This is a genomic window from Escherichia sp. WS1265 (assembly GCF_046487585.1).
Lineage (GTDB): Bacteria > Pseudomonadota > Gammaproteobacteria > Enterobacterales > Enterobacteriaceae > Escherichia > Escherichia coli.
Window position 1 is genome coordinate 96,589 of the sequence record NZ_JBJQJE010000016.1, and the last position, 21,014, is coordinate 117,602.

General features: G+C 50.1%; 19 protein-coding genes. 15 read left to right on the forward strand and 4 right to left on the reverse strand.

From position 1 onward, the window contains the following. Nucleotides 1-25 precede the first annotated feature (25 nt). Both tig and bolA read right to left on the reverse strand, forming a co-directional pair. On the reverse strand, nt 26-1,324 hold the full coding sequence (gene tig / locus ACJHX3_RS16555; RefSeq protein ID WP_001198386.1) for a trigger factor: 1,299 nt from the start codon (nt 1,322-1,324) through the stop codon (nt 26-28). Between the two features lie 343 nt (nt 1,325-1,667). Further along, on the reverse strand, nt 1,668-1,985 hold the full coding sequence (gene bolA, locus ACJHX3_RS16560; protein ID WP_000973448.1) for a transcriptional regulator BolA: 318 nt from the start codon (nt 1,983-1,985) through the stop codon (nt 1,668-1,670). A 304-nt stretch (nt 1,986-2,289) separates the two neighbouring features. On the opposite strand from bolA, the gene ACJHX3_RS16565 reads away from it, so the two are divergent. The 8 genes from ACJHX3_RS16565 to ACJHX3_RS16600 all read left to right on the forward strand — a co-directional run bounded on the left by ACJHX3_RS16565 (nt 2,290) and on the right by ACJHX3_RS16600 (nt 11,155). After that, nucleotides 2,290-2,868, forward strand: coding sequence for a lipoprotein (locus tag ACJHX3_RS16565; protein WP_000473501.1), 579 nt, complete (start codon nt 2,290-2,292; stop codon nt 2,866-2,868). A 43-nt stretch (nt 2,869-2,911) separates the two neighbouring features. After that, entirely contained in the window at nt 2,912-4,387 is a 1,476-nt protein-coding gene (ampG, locus tag ACJHX3_RS16570; RefSeq protein ID WP_000098434.1) for a muropeptide MFS transporter AmpG, read from the forward strand. Nucleotides 4,388-4,846: 459 nt separating this feature from the next. Beyond that, a complete protein-coding gene (gene cyoA / locus ACJHX3_RS16575; RefSeq protein ID WP_001239436.1) occupies nt 4,847-5,794 on the forward strand; it encodes a cytochrome o ubiquinol oxidase subunit II in 948 nt (315 codons plus the stop codon). Nucleotides 5,795-5,815: 21 nt separating this feature from the next. Then, nucleotides 5,816-7,807, forward strand: a complete 1,992-nt coding sequence (gene cyoB, locus ACJHX3_RS16580) for a cytochrome o ubiquinol oxidase subunit I (RefSeq protein ID WP_000467180.1) — start codon at nt 5,816-5,818, stop codon at nt 7,805-7,807. Continuing rightward, on the forward strand, nt 7,797-8,411 hold the full coding sequence (locus ACJHX3_RS16585; RefSeq protein WP_000179819.1) for a cytochrome o ubiquinol oxidase subunit III: 615 nt from the start codon (nt 7,797-7,799) through the stop codon (nt 8,409-8,411). Before cyoB ends, ACJHX3_RS16585 begins: the two co-directional genes overlap by 11 nt. Next, a complete protein-coding gene (locus tag ACJHX3_RS16590) occupies nt 8,411-8,740 on the forward strand; it encodes a cytochrome o ubiquinol oxidase subunit IV (RefSeq protein ID WP_000019869.1) in 330 nt (109 codons plus the stop codon). The genes ACJHX3_RS16585 and ACJHX3_RS16590 overlap by 1 nt, the downstream gene beginning before the upstream one ends. A gap of 11 nt (nt 8,741-8,751) precedes the next feature. Continuing rightward, nucleotides 8,752-9,642 (forward strand): heme o synthase, encoded by an 891-nt coding sequence (gene cyoE / locus ACJHX3_RS16595; protein ID WP_000971336.1) that lies wholly within the window; start codon nt 8,752-8,754, stop codon nt 9,640-9,642. 148 nt (nt 9,643-9,790) lie between these two features. Next, nucleotides 9,791-11,155, forward strand: a complete 1,365-nt coding sequence (locus ACJHX3_RS16600; RefSeq protein WP_001000955.1) for an MFS transporter — start codon at nt 9,791-9,793, stop codon at nt 11,153-11,155. 122 nt (nt 11,156-11,277) lie between these two features. Here ACJHX3_RS16600 and yajQ read toward each other — a convergent pair whose 3' ends face one another. Beyond that, complete coding sequence (gene yajQ, locus ACJHX3_RS16605; RefSeq protein ID WP_001138904.1) at nt 11,278-11,769, reverse strand: nucleotide binding protein YajQ; 492 nt, start codon at nt 11,767-11,769, stop codon at nt 11,278-11,280. Nucleotides 11,770-11,936: 167 nt separating this feature from the next. Between yajQ and panE the strand changes: the two genes are divergently transcribed. Then, nucleotides 11,937-12,848, forward strand: coding sequence for a 2-dehydropantoate 2-reductase (panE, locus tag ACJHX3_RS16610; RefSeq protein WP_000705837.1), 912 nt, complete (start codon nt 11,937-11,939; stop codon nt 12,846-12,848). Further along, nucleotides 12,811-13,401 carry a protein deglycase YajL gene (yajL, locus tag ACJHX3_RS16615; RefSeq protein WP_001276309.1) on the forward strand — a complete coding sequence of 197 codons (591 nt, stop codon included), beginning with the start codon at nt 12,811-12,813 and terminating at the stop codon, nt 13,399-13,401. The genes panE and yajL overlap by 38 nt, the downstream gene beginning before the upstream one ends. 53 nt (nt 13,402-13,454) lie before the next feature. On the opposite strand, the gene ACJHX3_RS16620 is transcribed toward yajL, so the two are convergent. Then, entirely contained in the window at nt 13,455-14,903 is a 1,449-nt protein-coding gene (locus ACJHX3_RS16620; RefSeq protein WP_000668662.1) for a tRNA 4-thiouridine(8) synthase ThiI, read from the reverse strand. Nucleotides 14,904-15,108: 205 nt separating this feature from the next. Between ACJHX3_RS16620 and xseB the strand changes: the two genes are divergently transcribed. The 5 genes from xseB to ACJHX3_RS16645 all read left to right on the forward strand — a co-directional run bounded on the left by xseB (nt 15,109) and on the right by ACJHX3_RS16645 (nt 20,968). Then, nucleotides 15,109-15,351, forward strand: a complete 243-nt coding sequence (xseB, locus tag ACJHX3_RS16625; protein ID WP_001124935.1) for an exodeoxyribonuclease VII small subunit — start codon at nt 15,109-15,111, stop codon at nt 15,349-15,351. Continuing rightward, a complete protein-coding gene (gene ispA, locus ACJHX3_RS16630; protein ID WP_000347217.1) occupies nt 15,351-16,250 on the forward strand; it encodes a (2E,6E)-farnesyl diphosphate synthase in 900 nt (299 codons plus the stop codon). Before xseB ends, ispA begins: the two co-directional genes overlap by 1 nt. A 24-nt stretch (nt 16,251-16,274) precedes the next feature. Continuing rightward, nucleotides 16,275-18,137: a 1-deoxy-D-xylulose-5-phosphate synthase gene (gene dxs, locus ACJHX3_RS16635; protein ID WP_000006831.1), complete on the forward strand. Its 1,863-nt coding sequence runs from the start codon at nt 16,275-16,277 to the stop codon at nt 18,135-18,137. 54 nt (nt 18,138-18,191) lie between these two features. Beyond that, entirely contained in the window at nt 18,192-19,166 is a 975-nt protein-coding gene (gene yajO / locus ACJHX3_RS16640; protein ID WP_001199800.1) for a 1-deoxyxylulose-5-phosphate synthase YajO, read from the forward strand. A gap of 230 nt (nt 19,167-19,396) precedes the next feature. Continuing rightward, nucleotides 19,397-20,968 (forward strand): pentapeptide repeat-containing protein, encoded by a 1,572-nt coding sequence (locus ACJHX3_RS16645; RefSeq protein ID WP_094321865.1) that lies wholly within the window; start codon nt 19,397-19,399, stop codon nt 20,966-20,968. Nucleotides 20,969-21,014 lie beyond the last annotated feature (46 nt).

A 21,014-nucleotide genomic window follows, 5' to 3' on the forward strand; every position in this document is an offset into this window, starting at 1 on the left:
AATTTAGCGCGTTATGCTGCGTAAATTACGCCTGCTGGTTCATCAGCTCGTTGAAAGTGGTTTCTTTTTCAGTCACTTTCGCTTTCGCCAGTACAGCTTCAACAGCCTGTTCTTCCAGAGCAACATTGCGCATGTTGTCCATCAGTTCTTTGTTTTTGCTGTAGAACTCGATAACTTCTTTCGGATCTTCGTACGCAGAAGCCATCTCTTCGATCAGGCCTTTCACGCGCTCTTCGTCAGCTTTCAGCTCGTTGGTGCGGATAACTTCGCCCAGCAGCAGGCCAACAACTACGCGGCGTTTAGCCTGTTCTTCGAACAGTTCGCGCGGCAGTTCCAGAGCTTGTTTTTCGTTGCCACCGAAACGCTGTGCAGCCTGGCGACGCAGAACGTCGATTTCGCTGTCGATCAGCGCAGCCGGTACGTCGATGTCGTTAGCTTTTACCAGACCTTCGATCGCCTGAGACTTAACGCGGTTACGGATGGCGCTCTTCAGCTCGCGCTCCATGTTTTTACGCACTTCAGCGCGCAGACCTTCTACGGAACCATCTTCAACGCCGAAACGTTTGATGAATTCTGCAGTCAGTTCCGGCAGTTCACGCTCTTCAACTTTCTTCAGGTTGATAGCGAATTTCGCTGCTTTACCTTTCAGGTTTTCTGCGTGGTATTCTTCCGGGAAGGTCACGTCGATGGTGAACTCTTCGCCAGCTTTGTGGCCTTTGATACCGTCTTCAAAGCCCGGGATCATACGACCCTGGCCCATCGCCAGTACGAAATCAGACGCTTTACCGCCTTCGAACTCTTCGCCGTCTACAGAACCGGTGAAGTCGATGGTTACGCGGTCTTCTGCTTCAACAGCGCCGTCTTTTTCTTTCCAGGTCGCCTGCTGTTTACGCAGAGTATCCAGCATACCGTCAACGTCAGCGTCGGTCACTTCAACGATCGGTTTTTCAACTTCGATCGCTTCCAGACCCTGCAGTTCAACTTCCGGATAAACTTCAAACTCTACAGAGTAGGTGAAGTCTTCACCCAGCTTGTATTCGCCCGGAACATAAGTCGGTGCGCCAGCCGGATTGATTTTTTCTTTAATGATGGCGTCAATGAAGTTACGGCTCATCAGGTCACCCAGAACGTCCTGGCGTACAGACGCGCCATAACGCTGAGCAACGATATTCATTGGCACTTTGCCTTTGCGGAAGCCGTCAATACGTACTTTTTTCGCAACGTTGACCAGCTCGCTTTTAACAGCGGTCTCGATGCTGTCAGCAGCGATAGTAATCGTTACACGGCGGCCAAGGCCTTGAGTGGTTTCAACTGAAACTTGCATCTTGTTACCTCAAAAAATCACAGTGCTCGGTCAACTCTTACCCCGCAAGCACAGGTTGTTGGCTTCGCGGAACCGGGATGTTCTTATAATCAATCACATTCCCTGTTACCAGAATCATCCCGAAAGCATTCAAATAGGACGCGGCATTATAGCGGCATCACTTTTATGAGTCGAGAACGGTTATTGCGCGCTGTCGCGTATTTTTTCACAATTCCCGGGCAATTTTCGTCTGAATGCTGGGCAATAAGCGCAAAATCCAGACAAAACAAAACGGCCCGCAGGCCGTTTTTCATAAAATCTTTAGCAACATACTGGAAAAGCGCCGACAGTTGCAAATGCGTTTTTACGCGATGCTTCCTGCTCCACGACAGGGAGGAGAGGCAAAGACGGTGTCCTGCAACCCTTCCCACTCCTTAATAGTGTAAGTATGCAGAGCCAGCGCATGAACGGTAGTAGAGAGTTCCTCCGCTAAAGTACTGTAAATCATTCGATGACGATTCAGAAAACGTTCACCCGTAAAACGATCGCTGACCAGCACAACTTTAAAATGGCTTTCAGAGCCGGCTGGGACATTGTGACGATAGCTTTCATCCACTACTTCGAGGAATACGGGTTGGAACGCCGCCCTTAATTTTTCTTCTATCCGCTCACGTATCATCATGAAATATCTCCTCCGACAACGCTGAGATGTCATCCATCCCTTTAAATACTAGCCGCTTTTACCGTTTCCATTGCAGCTTAACAACAAATATTTAGGTTTCGTCCTGGTTTTTCTGTCAAGCGTATGAAGTTTACTGATTTAAAGATTGAAACACAGGCCTCGCATCAGCGTTTCTTTTACCAGGGGCGATTATTTCGTCAACATGATGAATTTACATGCCTTACCCACTTCCCCTCGCCGTTGGCAATGTTATGATGGCGGGAATTTTTACCAAACACGCTTAAGAGTCTCTGAGAGCCCGAACATGTTCAAAAAAATCCTCTTCCCGTTAGTTGCTCTGTTTATGCTTGCAGGATGCGCAAAACCGCCAACAACTATTGAAGTTTCACCGACGATGACACTGCCACAGCAGGATCCAAGCCTGATGGGCGTCACCGTAAGCATTAATGGTGCCGATCAGCGTACCGATCAGGCGCTGGCAAAAGTCACCCGCGATAATCAAATCGTTACCCTGACCGCCTCCCGCGATCTGCGTTTCCTGCTGCAAGAAGTGCTGGAAAAACAGATGACCGCGCGTGGTTACATGGTTGGTCCGAATGGCCCGGTTAATCTGCAAATCATCGTTAGCCAACTGTATGCTGATGTGTCCCAGGGCAACGTGCGCTATAACATCGCGACCAAAGCGGATATCGCCATCATCGCTACCGCGCAGAATGGCAACAAAATGACCAAGAACTATCGTGCCAGCTACAACGTTGAAGGTGCGTTCCAGGCCTCCAACAAAAATATCGCCGATGCGGTTAACAGTGTGCTGACCGATACCATCGCTGATATGTCTCAGGACACCAGCATCCACGAATTCATCAAGCAGAACGCGCGTTAATTTCTGCCCTCTGGCCCGGTGCAAGCCGGGCCTGTAGACGCCCATGTCCAGTCAATATTTACGTATTTTTCAACAGCCGCGTTCAGCCATATTGCTGATCCTGGGTTTTGCTTCCGGGCTACCGCTCGCCCTGACGTCCGGCACCTTACAGGCCTGGATGACGGTCGAGAATATCGATCTCAAAACCATTGGTTTCTTCTCTCTGGTAGGCCAGGCTTACGTTTTTAAATTCCTCTGGTCACCGCTGATGGACCGCTACACGCCCCCATTTTTTGGGCGGCGGCGCGGTTGGCTGCTCGCCACGCAAATCCTGTTATTAGTCGCCATTGCGGCGATGGGTTTTCTCGAACCTGGCACCCAACTCCGCTGGATGGCGGCACTGGCAGTGGTGATCGCTTTTTGCTCTGCCTCCCAGGATATTGTCTTCGATGCGTGGAAAACCGATGTGCTCCCGGCAGAAGAACGTGGTGCGGGCGCGGCAATCAGCGTGCTGGGTTACCGTTTAGGGATGCTGGTTTCCGGCGGCTTAGCCCTGTGGCTGGCAGATAAATGGCTGGGCTGGCAGGGCATGTACTGGTTGATGGCGGCGCTGTTGATCCCCTGTATTATCGCGACGTTACTTGCACCAGAACCCACCGACACCATTCCTGTGCCCAAAACGCTGGAACAAGCGGTTGTTGCACCTCTGCGCGATTTCTTTGGTCGCAATAATGCCTGGCTTATTTTGCTTCTTATCGTGCTGTATAAGCTGGGCGACGCATTCGCCATGAGCCTGACAACCACGTTTTTAATTCGCGGCGTCGGGTTTGATGCAGGTGAAGTAGGCGTGGTTAACAAAACGCTTGGCTTACTGGCGACCATTGTTGGCGCATTGTACGGTGGGATTTTGATGCAGCGCCTGTCGCTGTTCCGTGCACTGCTGATTTTCGGCATTTTACAAGGTGCATCTAACGCCGGTTACTGGCTGCTGTCGATTACTGATAAGCATCTCTACAGCATGGGCGCAGCCGTCTTTTTCGAAAACCTCTGTGGCGGGATGGGTACATCAGCCTTTGTCGCGCTGTTAATGACGCTGTGTAATAAGTCATTTTCCGCTACTCAATTTGCCCTGCTCTCAGCGCTTTCTGCTGTAGGGCGAGTTTATGTCGGCCCCGTGGCGGGTTGGTTTGTTGAAGCACACGGCTGGTCGACATTCTATCTGTTCTCCGTCGCCGCTGCCGTACCAGGGCTTATTTTGCTGCTGGTTTGTCGCCAGACGCTTGAATATACACGAGTAAATGACAACTTTATCTCCCGTACCGAATATCCGGCAGGTTATGCCTTTGCCATGTGGACACTGGCGGCGGGCATCAGCCTGTTGGCCGTGTGGTTACTGCTGTTGACGATGGACGCGCTGGATTTGACGCACTTCTCTTTCCTGCCTGCTCTGCTGGAAGTCGGGGTTTTAGTCGCCCTTTCTGGCGTCGTGCTTGGTGGTTTGCTGGATTATCTGGCGCTACGAAAAACGCATCTGACGTAATCTGTAAATATTATTTAGCTGTAGTAATCACTCGCCGTAATTATTACGGCTAAATAAACATCAGCATCGCTTATTAATATTTGTTCTTTTGTGCGGCTTAGCGTCTGGAAATTATTGACGCCATTTATGAATTCTATTTTTCTTACACGATTCAGCTAATGAGTCTTTATTTTCTCACCACCAAGTTGTCATCTTAATGATAATTATTTGTTAAATAATTGTTTTATTCCGCATTGGTTATACCAATTGCCCGCCCAGACTCCTTCTGCACTCCCCTTTTGTTATAACGCCCTTTTGCAACAGCTTCTTAAAATCAACCTGATATGTTTTGCAACATATGTGACCTGTAAGCCAAATCCAAGTAACAGGAATTTAATCATGTTTACAGTAATGTAACCTTCCCGTAAAATGCCCACACACTTTAAACGCCACCAGATCCCGTGGAATTGAGGTCGTTAAATGAGACTCAGGAAATACAATAAAAGTTTGGGATGGTTGTCATTATTTGCAGGCACTGTATTGCTCAGTGGCTGTAATTCTGCGCTGTTAGATCCCAAAGGACAGATTGGTCTGGAGCAACGTTCACTGATACTGACGGCATTTGGCCTGATGTTGATTGTCGTTATTCCCGCAATCTTGATGGCTGTTGGTTTCGCCTGGAAGTATCGTGCGAGCAATAAAGATGCTAAGTACAGCCCGAACTGGTCACACTCCAATAAAGTGGAAGCTGTGGTCTGGACGGTACCTATCTTAATCATCATCTTCCTTGCGGTACTGACCTGGAAAACCACTCACGCTCTTGAGCCTAGCAAGCCGCTGGCACACGACGAGAAGCCCATTACCATCGAAGTGGTTTCCATGGACTGGAAATGGTTCTTCATCTACCCGGAACAGGGCATTGCTACCGTGAATGAAATCGCTTTCCCGGCGAACACTCCGGTGTACTTCAAAGTGACCTCCAACTCCGTGATGAACTCCTTCTTCATTCCGCGTCTGGGTAGCCAGATTTATGCCATGGCCGGTATGCAGACTCGCCTGCATCTGATCGCCAACGAACCCGGTACTTATGACGGTATCTCCGCCAGCTACAGCGGCCCGGGCTTCTCAGGCATGAAGTTCAAAGCTATTGCAACACCGGATCGCGCCGCATTCGACCAGTGGGTCGCAAAAGCGAAACAGTCGCCGAACACCATGTCTGACATGGCAGCGTTCGAAAAACTGGCCGCGCCTAGCGAATACAACCAGGTGGAATATTTCTCCAACGTGAAACCAGACTTGTTTGCTGATGTGATTAACAAGTTTATGGCTCACGGTAAGAGCATGGACATGACCCAGCCAGAAGGTGAGCACAGCGCACACGAAGGTATGGAAGGCATGGACATGAGCCACGCGGAATCCGCCCATTAAAGGGGTTGAGGAAGAATAAAGATGTTCGGAAAATTATCACTTGATGCAGTCCCGTTCCATGAACCTATCGTCATGGTTACGATCGCTGGCATTATTTTGGGAGGTCTGGCGCTCGTTGGCCTGATCACTTACTTCGGTAAGTGGACCTACCTGTGGAAAGAGTGGCTGACCTCCGTCGACCATAAACGCCTCGGTATCATGTATATCATCGTGGCGATTGTGATGTTGCTGCGTGGTTTTGCTGACGCCATTATGATGCGTAGCCAGCAGGCCCTTGCCTCTGCGGGCGAAGCGGGCTTCCTGCCACCTCACCACTACGATCAGATCTTCACCGCGCACGGCGTGATTATGATCTTCTTCGTGGCGATGCCTTTCGTTATCGGTCTGATGAACCTGGTGGTTCCGCTGCAGATCGGCGCGCGTGACGTTGCGTTCCCGTTCCTCAACAACCTAAGCTTCTGGTTTACCGTTGTTGGTGTGATTTTGGTTAACGTTTCTCTCGGCGTGGGCGAATTTGCGCAGACCGGCTGGCTGGCCTATCCACCGCTATCGGGAATAGAGTACAGTCCGGGAGTCGGTGTCGATTACTGGATATGGAGTCTCCAGCTATCCGGTATAGGTACAACGCTTACCGGTATCAACTTCTTCGTTACCATTCTGAAGATGCGCGCACCGGGCATGACCATGTTCAAGATGCCAGTATTTACCTGGGCATCACTGTGCGCGAACGTACTGATTATTGCTTCCTTCCCAATTCTGACGGTTACCGTTGCGTTGTTGACCCTGGATCGCTATCTGGGTACCCATTTCTTTACCAACGATATGGGTGGCAACATGATGATGTACATCAACCTGATTTGGGCCTGGGGCCACCCGGAAGTTTACATCCTGATCCTGCCTGTTTTCGGTGTGTTCTCCGAAATTGCGGCAACCTTCTCGCGTAAACGTCTGTTTGGTTATACCTCGCTGGTATGGGCAACCGTCTGTATCACCGTGCTGTCGTTCATCGTCTGGCTGCACCACTTCTTTACGATGGGTGCGGGCGCGAACGTAAACGCCTTCTTTGGTATCACCACCATGATTATCGCCATCCCGACCGGGGTGAAGATCTTCAACTGGCTGTTCACCATGTATCAGGGCCGCATCGTGTTCCATTCTGCGATGCTGTGGACCATCGGTTTTATCGTCACCTTCTCGGTAGGCGGTATGACTGGCGTGCTGCTGGCAGTACCGGGCGCGGACTTCGTTCTGCATAACAGCCTGTTCCTGATTGCGCACTTCCATAACGTGATCATCGGCGGCGTGGTCTTCGGCTGCTTCGCAGGGATGACCTACTGGTGGCCTAAAGCGTTCGGTTTCAAACTGAACGAAACCTGGGGTAAACGCGCGTTCTGGTTCTGGATCATCGGCTTCTTCGTTGCCTTTATGCCACTGTATGCGCTGGGCTTCATGGGCATGACCCGTCGTTTGAGCCAGCAGATTGACCCGCAGTTCCACACCATGCTGATGATTGCAGCCAGCGGTGCAGTACTGATTGCGCTGGGTATTCTCTGCCTCGTTATTCAGATGTACGTTTCTATTCGTGACCGCGACCAGAACCGTGACCTGACTGGCGACCCGTGGGGTGGCCGTACGCTGGAGTGGGCAACCTCTTCCCCGCCTCCGTTCTATAACTTTGCCGTTGTGCCGCACGTTCACGAGCGTGATGCATTCTGGGAAATGAAAGAGAAAGGCGAAGCGTACAAAAAGCCTGACCACTATGAAGAAATTCATATGCCGAAAAACAGCGGTGCAGGTATCGTCATTGCAGCTTTCTCCACCATCTTCGGTTTCGCCATGATCTGGCATATCTGGTGGCTGGCGATTGTTGGCTTCGCAGGCATGATCATCACCTGGATCGTGAAAAGCTTCGACGAGGACGTGGATTACTACGTGCCGGTGGCAGAAATCGAAAAACTGGAAAACCAGCATTTCGATGAGATTACTAAGGCAGGGCTGAAAAATGGCAACTGATACTTTGACGCACGCGACTGCCCACGCGCACGAACACGGGCACCACGATGCAGGCGGAACCAAAATCTTCGGATTTTGGATCTACCTGATGAGCGACTGCATTCTGTTCTCTATCCTGTTTGCTACCTATGCCGTTCTGGTTAACGGCACCGCAGGCGGCCCGACAGGTAAGGACATTTTCGAACTGCCGTTCGTTCTGGTTGAAACTTTCTTGCTGTTGTTCAGCTCCATCACCTACGGCATGGCGGCTATCGCCATGTACAAAAACAACAAAAGCCAGGTTATCTCCTGGCTGGCGTTGACCTGGTTGTTTGGTGCTGGATTTATCGGGATGGAAATCTATGAATTCCATCACCTGATTGTTAACGGCATGGGTCCGGATCGCAGCGGCTTCCTGTCAGCGTTCTTTGCGCTGGTCGGCACGCATGGTCTGCACGTCACTTCCGGTCTTATCTGGATGGCGGTGCTGATGGTGCAAATCGCCCGTCGCGGCCTGACCAGCACTAACCGTACCCGCATCATGTGCCTGAGCCTGTTCTGGCACTTCCTGGATGTGGTTTGGATCTGTGTGTTCACTGTTGTTTATCTGATGGGGGCGATGTAATGAGTCATTCTACCGATCACAGCGGCGCGTCCCATGGCAGCGTAAAAACCTACATGACAGGCTTTATCCTGTCGATCATTCTGACGGTGATTCCGTTCTGGATGGTGATGACAGGAGCTGCCTCTCCGGCCGTAATTCTGGGAACAATCCTGGCAATGGCAGTGGTACAGGTTCTGGTGCATCTGGTGTGCTTCCTGCACATGAATACCAAATCAGATGAAGGCTGGAACATGACGGCGTTTGTCTTCACCGTGCTAATCATCGCTATCCTGGTTGTAGGCTCCATCTGGATTATGTGGAACCTCAACTACAACATGATGATGCACTAAGAGCGGCGGTTATGATGTTTAAGCAATACCTGCAAGTAACGAAACCAGGCATCATCTTTGGCAACCTGATCTCGGTGATTGGGGGATTCCTGCTGGCCTCAAAGGGCAGCATTGATTATCCCCTGTTTATCTACACGCTGGTTGGGGTGTCACTGGTTGTGGCGTCGGGTTGTGTGTTTAACAACTACATCGACAGGGATATCGACAGAAAGATGGAAAGGACGAAGAATCGGGTGCTGGTTAAAGGCCTGATCTCTCCTGCTGTCTCGCTGGTGTACGCCACCTTGCTGGGTATTGCTGGCTTTATGCTGCTGTGGTTTGGCGCGAATCCGCTGGCCTGCTGGCTGGGGGTGATGGGCTTTGTGGTTTACGTCGGCGTTTATAGCCTGTACATGAAACGCCACTCAGTCTACGGCACATTGATTGGTTCGCTCTCCGGCGCTGCGCCGCCGGTGATCGGCTACTGTGCAGTAACCGGCGAGTTCGATAGTGGCGCAGCGATCCTGCTTGCTATCTTCAGTCTGTGGCAGATGCCTCACTCCTATGCCATCGCCATTTTCCGCTTTAAGGATTACCAGGCGGCAAACATTCCGGTATTGCCAGTGGTAAAAGGCATTTCGGTGGCGAAGAATCACATCACGCTGTATATCATCGCCTTTGCCGTTGCCACGCTGATGCTCTCTCTTGGCGGTTACGCTGGGTATAAATATCTGGTAGTCGCCGCGGCGGTGAGCGTCTGGTGGTTAGGCATGGCTCTGCGCGGTTATAAAGTTGCTGATGACAGAATCTGGGCGCGCAAGCTGTTCGGTTTCTCTATCATCGCCATCACTGCCCTCTCGGTGATGATGTCCGTTGATTTTATGGTGCCGGACTCGCATACGCTGCTGGCTGCTGTGTGGTAACACAATCTCTCTATTAAAAAGGTGCTACGGCACCTTTTTTCTTAGCATTAGAATCATATCCCTCTCGAAATATTTACTAAAAAATCCGCATGTTTACCCCATTCGTTTGCCGCTTTACACTAGTCGCGAATTTAAAACAGAGGTGGTAATGAACGATTATAAAATGACGCCAGGTGAGCGACGCGCGACCTGGGGTTTAGGGACCGTATTCTCGTTGCGCATGCTGGGCATGTTCATGGTTCTGCCGGTTCTGACCACGTACGGCATGGCTCTGCAAGGTGCCAGCGAAGCATTAATCGGTATTGCCATTGGTATTTATGGTCTGACTCAGGCCGTTTTTCAGATTCCGTTTGGCCTGCTTTCCGACCGCATTGGTCGCAAACCATTAATTGTCGGTGGGCTGGCAGTGTTTGCCGCCGGTAGCGTTATCGCTGCGCTCTCTGACTCCATCTGGGGAATTATTCTGGGCCGGGCGCTACAAGGCTCCGGTGCGATTGCCGCTGCCGTTATGGCGCTGCTTTCCGATCTCACGCGCGAACAAAACCGCACCAAAGCAATGGCGTTTATCGGCGTGAGCTTTGGCATTACCTTTGCCATTGCGATGGTGCTTGGCCCGATCATCACTCACAAACTTGGGCTGCACGCGCTGTTCTGGATGATCGCTATTCTGGCAACGACCGGCATTGCGTTGACCATTTGGGTTGTGCCCAACAGTAGCACTCACGTACTTAATCGTGAGTCCGGAATGGTGAAAGGCAGTTTCAGTAAAGTGCTGGCGGAACCGCGGCTGCTGAAACTCAACTTTGGCATTATGTGTCTGCATATTTTGCTGATGTCGACGTTTGTTGCCCTGCCCGGACAACTGGCTGATGCGGGATTTCCAGCCGCTGAACACTGGAAGGTCTACCTGGCGACGATGTTAATCGCCTTTGGCTCGGTCGTGCCTTTCATTATCTACGCTGAAGTTAAGCGCAAAATGAAGCAAGTCTTTGTCTTCTGCGTCGGGTTGATCGTGGTTGCGGAAATTGTGTTGTGGAACGCACAAACGCAGTTCTGGCAACTGGTGGTCGGCGTGCAGCTTTTCTTTGTGGCGTTTAATTTGATGGAAGCCCTTCTGCCTTCACTTATCAGTAAAGAGTCGCCTGCAGGTTACAAAGGTACGGCGATGGGTGTTTACTCCACCAGCCAGTTTCTTGGCGTGGCGATTGGCGGTTCGCTGGGTGGCTGGATTGACGGCATGTTTGACGGTCAGGGTGTATTTCTCGCTGGCGCAATGCTGGCCGCAGTGTGGCTGGCAGTCGCCAGTACCATGAAAGAACCGCCGTATGTCAGCAGCTTGCGCATTGAAATCCCGGCGGACATTGCCGCAAACGAAGCGTTAAAAGTGCGTTTGCTGGAAACTGAAGGCGTCAAAGAAGTGTTGATTGCAGAAGAAGAACATTCAGCTTATGTGAAAATCGACAGCAAAGTGACGAATCGCTTTGAGGTTGAACAGGCAATTCGTCAGGCATAAAAAACGCGGCGAATTGCCTGCTACGCTTACCAGGCCTACTAAGTTCTTGAGTTACAAATCGTTGTAGGCCGAATTAGCTGTTCATGCTGCATTCGGCATGAACAAAACGCACATTGTCGCGATTAATCGCGGAAGTTTTTGAACTGGAACGGCTGACCGAGATCGCCACCACGTACCATCGCCATGACAGCCTGCAAATCATCACGAGATTTACCCGTTACGCGGATCTCATCGCCCTGAATTTGCGCCTGCACTTTCAGTTTGCTGTCTTTGATCATCTTGACGATTTTCTTCTGGGTCGCACTCTCAATGCCCTGTTTCAGTTTCGCTTCCACAAACCAGGTTTTACCGCTATGAACGATATTTTCCGGTACATCCAGCGAACTGCCTTCAATGCCGCGCTTCAGCAGCTTGGCACGCAGAATATCCAGCAACTGATTGACCTGGAAATCGGACTCGCTCAACACTTTGATGGTTTTGCTGGCGTCGTTCAGCTCAAATGAGGCTTCAACATTACGGAAGTCAAAACGGGACTCCACTTCGCGGCTCGCGTTATCGACCGCGTTACGTGCTTCCTGAAGATCAACTTCAGAGACAATATCGAAAGATGGCATCTTTTCCTCTCCCTTCATTTTTGATGCGAAGCATAATACCTGCAAAGTTAAATAACCAACAGTCCTGCACCAGGACGTATCCCTTAATTGTGCATAGTCGCAACAGCATGCACAATTAAGGGATAGCCTTATTGAACACCCGGAGTGGTTGCGGGTGAGGAGGAACAATGAAAATTACCGTATTGGGATGCGGTGCCTTAGGGCAATTATGGCTTACAGCACTTTGTAAACAGGGTCACGACGTTCAGGGCTGGCTGCGCGTACCGCAACCTTATTGTAGCGTGAATCTGGTTGAGACAGATGGTTCGATATTTAACGAATCGCTGACCGCCAACGATCCCGATTTTCTCGCCACCAGCGATCTGCTCCTGGTGACGCTGAAAGCATGGCAGGTTTCCGATGCCGTCAAAAGCCTCGCGTCCACACTGCCTGTAACTACGCCAATACTGTTAATTCACAACGGCATGGGCACCATCGAAGAGTTGCAAAACATTCAGCAGCCATTACTGATGGGCACCACCACCCATGCCGCTCGCCGCGACGGCAATGTCATTATTCATGTGGCAAACGGTATCACGCATATTGGTCCGGCACGGCAACAGGATGGCGATTACAGTTATCTGGCGGATATTTTGCAAACCGTGTTGCCTGACGTTGCCTGGCATAACAATATTCGCGCCGAGCTGTGGCGCAAGCTGGCAGTCAACTGTGTGATTAATCCACTGACTGCCATCTGGAATTGCCCGAACGGTGAATTACGTCATCATCCGCAAGAAATTATGCAGATATGCGAGGAAGTCGCGGCAGTGATCGAACGCGAAGGACATCATACTTCAGCAGAAGATTTGCGTGATTACGTGATGCAGGTGATTGATGCCACAGCGGAAAATATCTCGTCGATGTTGCAGGATATCCGCGCGCTGCGCCACACCGAAATCGACTATATCAATGGTTTTCTCTTACGCCGCGCCCGCGCGCATGGGATTACCGTACCGGAAAACACCCGCCTGTTTGAAATGGTAAAAAGAAAGGAGAGTGAATATGAGCGCATCGGCACTGGTTTGCCTCGCCCCTGGTAGTGAAGAGACTGAAGCCGTCACCACTATCGATCTGCTGGTTCGCGGCGGTATCAAAGTCACCACTGCCAGCGTCGCCAGCGATGGCAACCTGGCGATTACCTGCTCGCGCGGCGTGAAGCTGCTGGCGGATGCGCCGCTGGTCGAAGTAGCTGATGGCGAATATGACGTGATCGTGCTGCCTGGAGGCATTAAAGGCGCAGAGTGTTTTCGCGATAGCACCCTGCTGGTTGAAACCGTTAAACAGTTCCACCGTTCCGGGCGTATCGTCGCGGCTATTTGCGCCGCACCAGCCACCGTGCTGGTCCCGCACGATATCTTCCCGATTGGCAATATGACCGGCTTCCCGACGCTGAAAGACAAAATACCCGCCGAACAATGGCAGGACAAGCGCGTCGTCTGGGATGCACGGGTAAAATTGCTGACCAGTCAGGGGCCGGGTACAGCTATCGACTTTGGTCTGAAAATTATCGACCTGCTGGTTGGGCGTGAAAAAGCCCATGAAGTGGCATCACAACTGGTGATGGCGGCAGGGATTTATAATTATTACGAGTAGTGGCGGATGCGGCAAACGTCGCATCTGACCAGATGCGACGTAAAAACCACAAATTACGGGCGATATACCTTCACATTGTTAAAGCCCTGCTCGCGCAGATAGAGCGCCTGCAGGCGGCTCATCACCCCGCGCTCACACCACAACAGCCAGGTTTTGTTCTGGTCGAGATCGCCAAATTTGGTGCTCAGTTTATAGAACGGCAGAGAAACCACATCAATCCCTTCGACTTTCAGCGGCTTATCTTCCTGTTCATCGATAGAACGGATATCGAGGATCACGTCGTTCGGGCCGAAGCCATTGACGGTTTCCACTTCCACCACTTCCTGCTCGGTCTGCTGGGCGATTTCGCGGATATCAACGTTATTCGCTTCCTCAACCACTTTATCGAGAATGCTGAAGTCGAACTTCTCTTCTTCCGCTTCAATCTTCGATTTAACCGCTTTCACCGTCGGGCTTTTGGAGATCACACCGCAATATTCGGGCATCGTGCGGGCAAAGTCTTCAGTGCCAATCTGGCGAGCCAGGTTGATGATGTGCTCTTTGTCGTAAGAAATCAGCGGACGCAGGATCAGCGTGTCGGAGACGTTATCAATCAGGCGCAGGTTAGTCAGCGTCTGGCTGGACACCTGGCCCAGTGCTTCGCCAGTGACCAGCGCCTGTACACCGTAACGTTCAGCCACTTTAGACGCGGCACGCACCATCATACGTTTGAGGATAACACCCATCTGACCGTCGTCGATTTTCTCGAGAATTTCCCCGACGACAGGTTCGAAATTAATAGCGACAAAACGCACGCGGTGGGAGCTGCCAAAGCGGTTCCACAGATAATGCGCCACCTGACGCACGCCAATTTCATGCGCCGCGCCGCCGAGGTTAAAGAAGCAGTAATGCACGCGGCAGCCGCGACGCATCAACATATAGCTGGAAACGCCGGAGTCGAAACCACCGGAAATGAGCGACAGCACATCTTCCTGGGTACCAATCGGGAAACCGCCAATACCTTCATAGCGACCTTTAATCAGCAGGAGACGATCGTCTTCCACTTCCAGATGGACAGTGACATCCGGGTTAGTCAGCTTCACGCGCGCGGATTCAATATGCTGATTTAAACCGCCGCCGACGTAACGTTCCACATCAATCGAGCTAAAATCATGTTTGCCGCGGCGCTTCACGCGTACGCAGAAGGTTTTCCCTTCCAGCTGATCGCGATACTGAACCAACGCTTTCTCAAAAATATCGTGCATGTCGGTAAACGGCACGTCTTCGACTTCGAGAATATGGTGGATACCCGGAATACGGGTCAGGGCGTCGCGAATGGCCAGACGCTGGTTTTCATCTTTTGCGCGAACTTCGATGTTATCCCAGTGGCGGACGACAGCGAGCGTCTCATCATAGTGCTTTAAAACGTTACGAATGTTCCCGGTAAGGATTTTTATAAAGCGCAAGCGCACAGATTGGCTTTTGATGGTGATTTCCGGGAACAATTTAATGATAAACTTCATGGCGGCAATGGTTCGTTGGCAAGCCTTAAGCGACTTGTATAGGGAAAAATACAGCAGCCCACACCTGCGGCTGCATCCAGGCGCGGAAGTATACCACTAACATCGCTTTGCTGCGCACATCACCTTACCATTGCGCGTTATTTGCTATTTGCCCTGAGTCCGTTACCATGACGGGGCGAAAAATATTGAGAGTCAGACATTCATTATGCCGAAGAAAAATGAGGCGCCCGCCAGCTTTGAAAAGGCGCTGAGCGAGCTGGAACAGATTGTAACCCGTCTGGAAAGTGGCGACCTGCCGCTGGAAGAGGCGCTGAACGAGTTCGAACGCGGCGTGCAGCTGGCACGTCAGGGGCAGGCCAAATTACAACAAGCCGAACAGCGCGTACAAATTCTGCTGTCTGACAATGAAGACGCCTCTCTAACCCCTTTTACACCGGACAATGAGTAATGGACTTTCCGCAGCAACTCGAAGCCTGCGTTAAGCAGGCCAACCAGGCGCTGAGCCGTTTTATCGCCCCACTGCCCTTTCAGAACACTCCCGTGGTCGAAACCATGCAGTATGGCGCATTATTAGGTGGTAAGCGCCTGCGACCTTTCCTGGTTTATGCCACCGGTCATATGTTCGGCGTTAGCACAAACACGCTGGACGCACCCGCTGCCGCCGTAGAGTGTATCCACGCTTACTCATTAATTCATGATGATTTACCGGCAATGGATGATGACGATCTGCGTCGCGGTTTGCCAACCTGCCATGTGAAGTTTGGCGAAGCAAACGCGATTCTCGCTGGCGACGCTTTACAAACGCTGGCGTTCTCGATTTTAAGCGATGCCGATATGCCGGAAGTGTCGGATCGCGACAGAATTTCGATGATTTCAGAACTGGCGAGCGCCAGCGGTATTGCCGGAATGTGCGGTGGTCAGGCATTAGATTTAGATGCGGAAGGCAAACACGTACCTCTGGACGCGCTTGAGCGTATTCATCGTCATAAAACCGGCGCATTGATTCGCGCCGCCGTTCGCCTTGGTGCATTAAGCGCCGGAGATAAAGGACGTCGTGCTCTGCCAGTACTCGACAAGTACGCAGAGAGCATCGGCCTTGCCTTCCAGGTTCAGGATGACATCCTGGATGTGGTAGGAGATACTGCAACGTTGGGAAAACGCCAGGGTGCCGACCAGCAACTTGGTAAAAGTACCTACCCTGCACTTCTGGGTCTTGAGCAAGCCCGGAAGAAAGCCCGGGATCTGATCGACGATGCCCGTCAGTCGCTGAAACAACTGGCTGAACAGTCACTCGATACCTCGGCACTGGAAGCGCTAGCGGACTACATCATCCAGCGTAATAAATAAACAATAAGTATTAATAGGCCCCTGATGAGTTTTGATATTGCCAAATACCCGACCCTGGCACTGGTCGACTCCACCCAGGAGTTACGACTGTTGCCGAAAGAGAGTTTACCGAAACTCTGCGACGAACTGCGCCGCTATTTACTCGACAGCGTGAGCCGTTCCAGCGGGCACTTCGCCTCCGGGCTGGGCACGGTCGAACTGACCGTGGCGCTGCACTATGTCTACAACACCCCGTTTGACCAGTTAATCTGGGATGTGGGGCATCAGGCTTATCCGCATAAAATTTTGACCGGACGCCGCGACAAGATCGGCACCATCCGTCAGAAAGGCGGTCTGCACCCGTTCCCGTGGCGCGGCGAAAGCGAATATGACGTATTAAGCGTCGGGCATTCATCAACCTCCATCAGTGCCGGAATTGGTATTGCGGTTGCTGCCGAGAAAGAAGGCAAAAATCGCCGTACCGTCTGTGTCATTGGCGATGGCGCTATTACCGCTGGCATGGCGTTTGAAGCGATGAATCACGCGGGCGATATCCGCCCTGATATGCTGGTGGTTCTCAACGACAATGAAATGTCGATTTCCGAAAATGTCGGTGCGCTCAACAACCATCTGGCGCAGCTGCTTTCCGGTAAGCTTTACTCTTCACTGCGCGAAGGCGGGAAAAAAGTTTTCTCTGGCGTTCCGCCCATTAAAGAGCTGCTCAAACGTACCGAAGAACATATTAAAGGCATGGTGGTGCCTGGCACATTGTTTGAAGAGCTGGGCTTTAACTACATCGGCCCGGTGGACGGTCACGATGTGCTGGGGCTTATCACCACGCTGAAGAACATGCGCGACCTGAAAGGCCCGCAGTTCCTGCATATCATGACCAAAAAAGGTCGTGGTTATGAACCGGCAGAAAAAGACCCAATCACCTTCCACGCCGTGCCTAAATTTGATCCCTCCAGCGGTTGTTTGCCGAAAAGTAGCGGCGGTTTACCAAGCTATTCAAAAATCTTTGGCGACTGGTTGTGCGAAACGGCAGCGAAAGACAACAAGCTGATGGCGATTACTCCGGCGATGCGTGAAGGTTCCGGTATGGTTGAGTTTTCTCGTAAATTCCCGGATCGCTACTTCGACGTGGCAATTGCCGAGCAACACGCAGTGACCTTTGCGGCGGGTCTGGCGATTGGTGGGTACAAACCCGTTGTCGCGATCTACTCCACTTTCCTGCAACGCGCCTATGATCAGGTGCTGCATGACGTGGCAATTCAAAAGCTTCCGGTCCTGTTCGCCATCGACCGCGCGGGCATTGTTGGTGCTGATGGTCAAACCCACCAGGGCGCTTTTGATCTCTCTTACCTGCGCTGCATACCGGAAATGGTCATTATGACCCCGAGCGATGAAAACGAATGTCGCCAGATGCTCTATACCGGCTATCACTATAACGATGGCCCGTCAGCGGTGCGCTACCCGCGTGGCAACGCGGTAGGCGTGGAGTTGACGCCGCTGGAAAAACTGCCAATTGGCAAAGGCATTGTGAAGCGTCGTGGCGAGAAACTGGCGATCCTTAACTTTGGTACGCTGATGCCAGAAGCGGCGAAAGTCGCTGAATCGCTGAACGCTACGCTGGTCGATATGCGTTTTGTGAAACCGCTTGATGAAGCGTTAATTCTGGAAATGGCCGCCAGCCATGAAGCGCTGGTCACCGTAGAAGAAAACGCCATTATGGGCGGCGCAGGCAGCGGCGTGAACGAAGTGCTGATGGCCCATCGTAAACCAGTACCCGTGCTGAACATTGGCCTGCCTGACTTCTTTATTCCACAAGGAACGCAGGAAGAAATGCGCGCCGAACTCGGCCTCGATGCCGCTGGTATGGAAGCCAAAATCAAGGCCTGGCTGGCATAATCCCTACTCCACTCCTGCTATGCTTAAGAAATTATTCATGGCAGGAGTGGCAGCATGCAATACAACCCCTTAGGAAAAACCGACCTTCGCGTTTCCCGACTTTGCCTCGGCTGTATGACCTTTGGCGAGCCAGATCGCGGTAATCACGCATGGACACTGCCGGAAGAGAGCAGCCGTCCCATCATTAAACGCGCGCTGGAAGGCGGCATAAATTTCTTTGACACCGCCAATAGCTATTCCGATGGCAGCAGCGAAGAGATCGTCGGTCGCGCACTGCGGGATTTCGCCCGTCGTGAAGACGTGGTCGTTGCCACCAAAGTGTTCCATCGCGTTGGTGATTTACCGGAAGGATTATCCCGTGCGCAAATTCTACGTTCTATTGACGACAGCCTGCGCCGTCTCGGCATGGATTATGTTGATATCCTGCAAATTCATCGCTGGGATTACAACACGCCGATCGAAGAGACGCTGGAAGCCCTCAACGACGTGGTAAAAGCCGGAAAAGCGCGTTATATCGGCGCGTCATCCATGCACGCTTCGCAGTTTGCTCAAGCACTGGAACTACAAAAACAGCACGGCTGGGCGCAGTTTGTCAGTATGCAGGATCACTACAATCTGATTTATCGTGAAGAAGAGCGCGAGATGCTGCCGCTGTGTTATCAGGAAGGCGTAGCGGTGATTCCGTGGAGCCCGCTGGCGCGGGGCCGTCTGACACGTCCGTGGGGAGAAACTACCGCACGACTGGTGTCTGATGAGGTGGGTAAAAATCTCTATAAAGAAAGCGATGAAAATGACGCGCAGATCGCAGAGCGGTTAACGGGCGTCAGTGAAGAACTCGGTGCAACACGAGCACAAGTTGCGCTGGCCTGGTTGTTGAGTAAACCGGGCATTGCCGCACCGATTATCGGAACTTCTCGGGAGGAACAGCTTGATGAGCTGTTGAACGCGGTGGATATCACTTTAAAGCCGGAACAGATTGCTGAACTGGAAACACCGTATAAACCGCATCCGGTCGTAGGATTTAAGTAAATTTCGCTTTTCGCCCATTTTATCTGCTGAATTCCCCATCGTCTGCGATGATGGGGACAACGTACCTCCCATCACCTTCTGTAACCATAATCCACCTCTGCAAGAGAAATTCTTCGTGATTGAATTTGCAGCTATTCATCGTCTTCATCCCTTTGAGCGATTTTTGATAGTTTCTCCAGGTAATATCCCCTAAAACTGTCTTATTTAGTCAATGTAAGAGGATTACAATCATGATGAAAACCATCACCAAACAACCGATCCTGTTTACTGATGTACCGGTTGCAGATTTAAGAAATTCAATGAAGCACGATTTAAATCAAAATCTTATCGAAAGGCTATGGAACAAAATTCGTGATTTTTTTCTGGACAGTGATAAACAAAAGGCATTTAAATCGATTCATAAATACATCAATACATTGTCAGTTCTAAATTATAATTCAGCGTTAACTCCAGATCCCAATTTTAATATAGATGCATCGTCAGATTTAGACTCATATTTAAACCTGAAATTTGATAACCTCTCGCCCAAACAAAAGCAGACCACGCTTTGTTGTTTCTGGAATAAAATTGCATCCTCATTGCCAGAGCCATACAACAGCACCATCAAACATAACATTATTTTTTATAAAGTCGGAGAAAATCTGATGATACGTGGAACTATCTCTATTGTTAACGAGGTAGTAAAGACTTATTCACTCCCAATAGAAAAGGATGACAATGGATATTACGATTTCAGCGGTCTATATCTAGCACACAGCAATATTTCCGGTAAAGATCCCAATAAAGATCCCGATATAGATTTCGGTATAGATCTGGGAAACTGTAACTGCTCAAATGTCAACTTCGAACATACTTATTTTGATAGCGTCAAGTTTACAAATACGAATTGTACAAATGCAAATTTTAACAGTTGTAGATTTATCAAATGCGATCTAACAAATATGAATTGCACTGGCGCAATTCTTGATAATGCGGTGATATATGGTAAAGAAAAAGAACCTGAGATGCAATATCCAGAAGCAGATCAAATAATACAAAGGATAACTTATCAGAAATCACATGGGAATGAAACGAAAGGGATGATTCTAACTAACTGCTCCTGTGTTAAAACCACTTTCAATTGGGCAGATTTATCAGAAAGTGATTGCCAAAATGTGGACTTTAGCGAGGCTAATCTTTCAAACACTATTCTTCCTGACATCGTCAGGATGAAAGGCACGAAACTTTACCGTACCGACCTTTTTAATCCGATATTAAAAGCAGAAGCAGAATCAACAGAAGAAAAAGATATTAGCCCATTAGCAAAAATTATTCTTGACTATATTGAATCAGATAAAAACCCTGAGTCATTAAAATTTGATGAAAAATCAACAACCACTAAAATAATACAAGATATCGATAATTTTATTTTCTATAATCAGCATTTAAAGAGCATATTCAATCAAGCAATGAATCTTGAAGGAAAAATAAGCAGAAAAAAATACAATGAGATTTTTAACTATAAACAAGAACAAGCCAGGCAATATTTCATCGGCCAGTATAAAATAACAAAAAATGATTATTTAAAGAAAATACCTTTAACTGCACAATTAATTGCAAAATACAAAATGGATGATCAATTGGACCAACTTTTGGTTACCCGTGAAATTCAAGATGAAATAAAACCAAAGATTCAAGATAAAATAGATGAACTTTCTAAAAATTTATTCAACACTATAAACAAAACCATTAAGGATAATTTTGATGATATTTTTCGGCAACAGTCAGAATATATGAGTAATTATTATGAGTTCGTCGACTGACGATATTTCAGTGTCATTGAATTATGAGTGACAAAGTTACACCTTG

Bases quoted from the DNA above. Each gene is read 5' to 3' on its own strand.
- tig (WP_001198386.1), bottom strand. From the start codon at position 1,324: ATGCAAGTTTCAGTTGAAACCACTCAAGGCCTTGGCCGCCGTGTAACG.
- bolA (WP_000973448.1), bottom strand. From the start codon at position 1,985: ATGATGATACGTGAGCGGATAGAAGAAAAATTAAGGGCGGCGTTCCAA.
- ACJHX3_RS16565 (WP_000473501.1), top strand. From the start codon at position 2,290: ATGTTCAAAAAAATCCTCTTCCCGTTAGTTGCTCTGTTTATGCTTGCA.
- ampG (WP_000098434.1), top strand. From the start codon at position 2,912: ATGTCCAGTCAATATTTACGTATTTTTCAACAGCCGCGTTCAGCCATA.
- cyoA (WP_001239436.1), top strand. From the start codon at position 4,847: ATGAGACTCAGGAAATACAATAAAAGTTTGGGATGGTTGTCATTATTT.
- cyoB (WP_000467180.1), top strand. From the start codon at position 5,816: ATGTTCGGAAAATTATCACTTGATGCAGTCCCGTTCCATGAACCTATC.
- ACJHX3_RS16585 (WP_000179819.1), top strand. From the start codon at position 7,797: ATGGCAACTGATACTTTGACGCACGCGACTGCCCACGCGCACGAACAC.
- ACJHX3_RS16590 (WP_000019869.1), top strand. From the start codon at position 8,411: ATGAGTCATTCTACCGATCACAGCGGCGCGTCCCATGGCAGCGTAAAA.
- cyoE (WP_000971336.1), top strand. From the start codon at position 8,752: ATGATGTTTAAGCAATACCTGCAAGTAACGAAACCAGGCATCATCTTT.
- ACJHX3_RS16600 (WP_001000955.1), top strand. From the start codon at position 9,791: ATGAACGATTATAAAATGACGCCAGGTGAGCGACGCGCGACCTGGGGT.
- yajQ (WP_001138904.1), bottom strand. From the start codon at position 11,769: ATGCCATCTTTCGATATTGTCTCTGAAGTTGATCTTCAGGAAGCACGT.
- panE (WP_000705837.1), top strand. From the start codon at position 11,937: ATGAAAATTACCGTATTGGGATGCGGTGCCTTAGGGCAATTATGGCTT.
- yajL (WP_001276309.1), top strand. From the start codon at position 12,811: ATGAGCGCATCGGCACTGGTTTGCCTCGCCCCTGGTAGTGAAGAGACT.
- ACJHX3_RS16620 (WP_000668662.1), bottom strand. From the start codon at position 14,903: ATGAAGTTTATCATTAAATTGTTCCCGGAAATCACCATCAAAAGCCAA.
- xseB (WP_001124935.1), top strand. From the start codon at position 15,109: ATGCCGAAGAAAAATGAGGCGCCCGCCAGCTTTGAAAAGGCGCTGAGC.
- ispA (WP_000347217.1), top strand. From the start codon at position 15,351: ATGGACTTTCCGCAGCAACTCGAAGCCTGCGTTAAGCAGGCCAACCAG.
- dxs (WP_000006831.1), top strand. From the start codon at position 16,275: ATGAGTTTTGATATTGCCAAATACCCGACCCTGGCACTGGTCGACTCC.
- yajO (WP_001199800.1), top strand. From the start codon at position 18,192: ATGCAATACAACCCCTTAGGAAAAACCGACCTTCGCGTTTCCCGACTT.
- ACJHX3_RS16645 (WP_094321865.1), top strand. From the start codon at position 19,397: ATGATGAAAACCATCACCAAACAACCGATCCTGTTTACTGATGTACCG.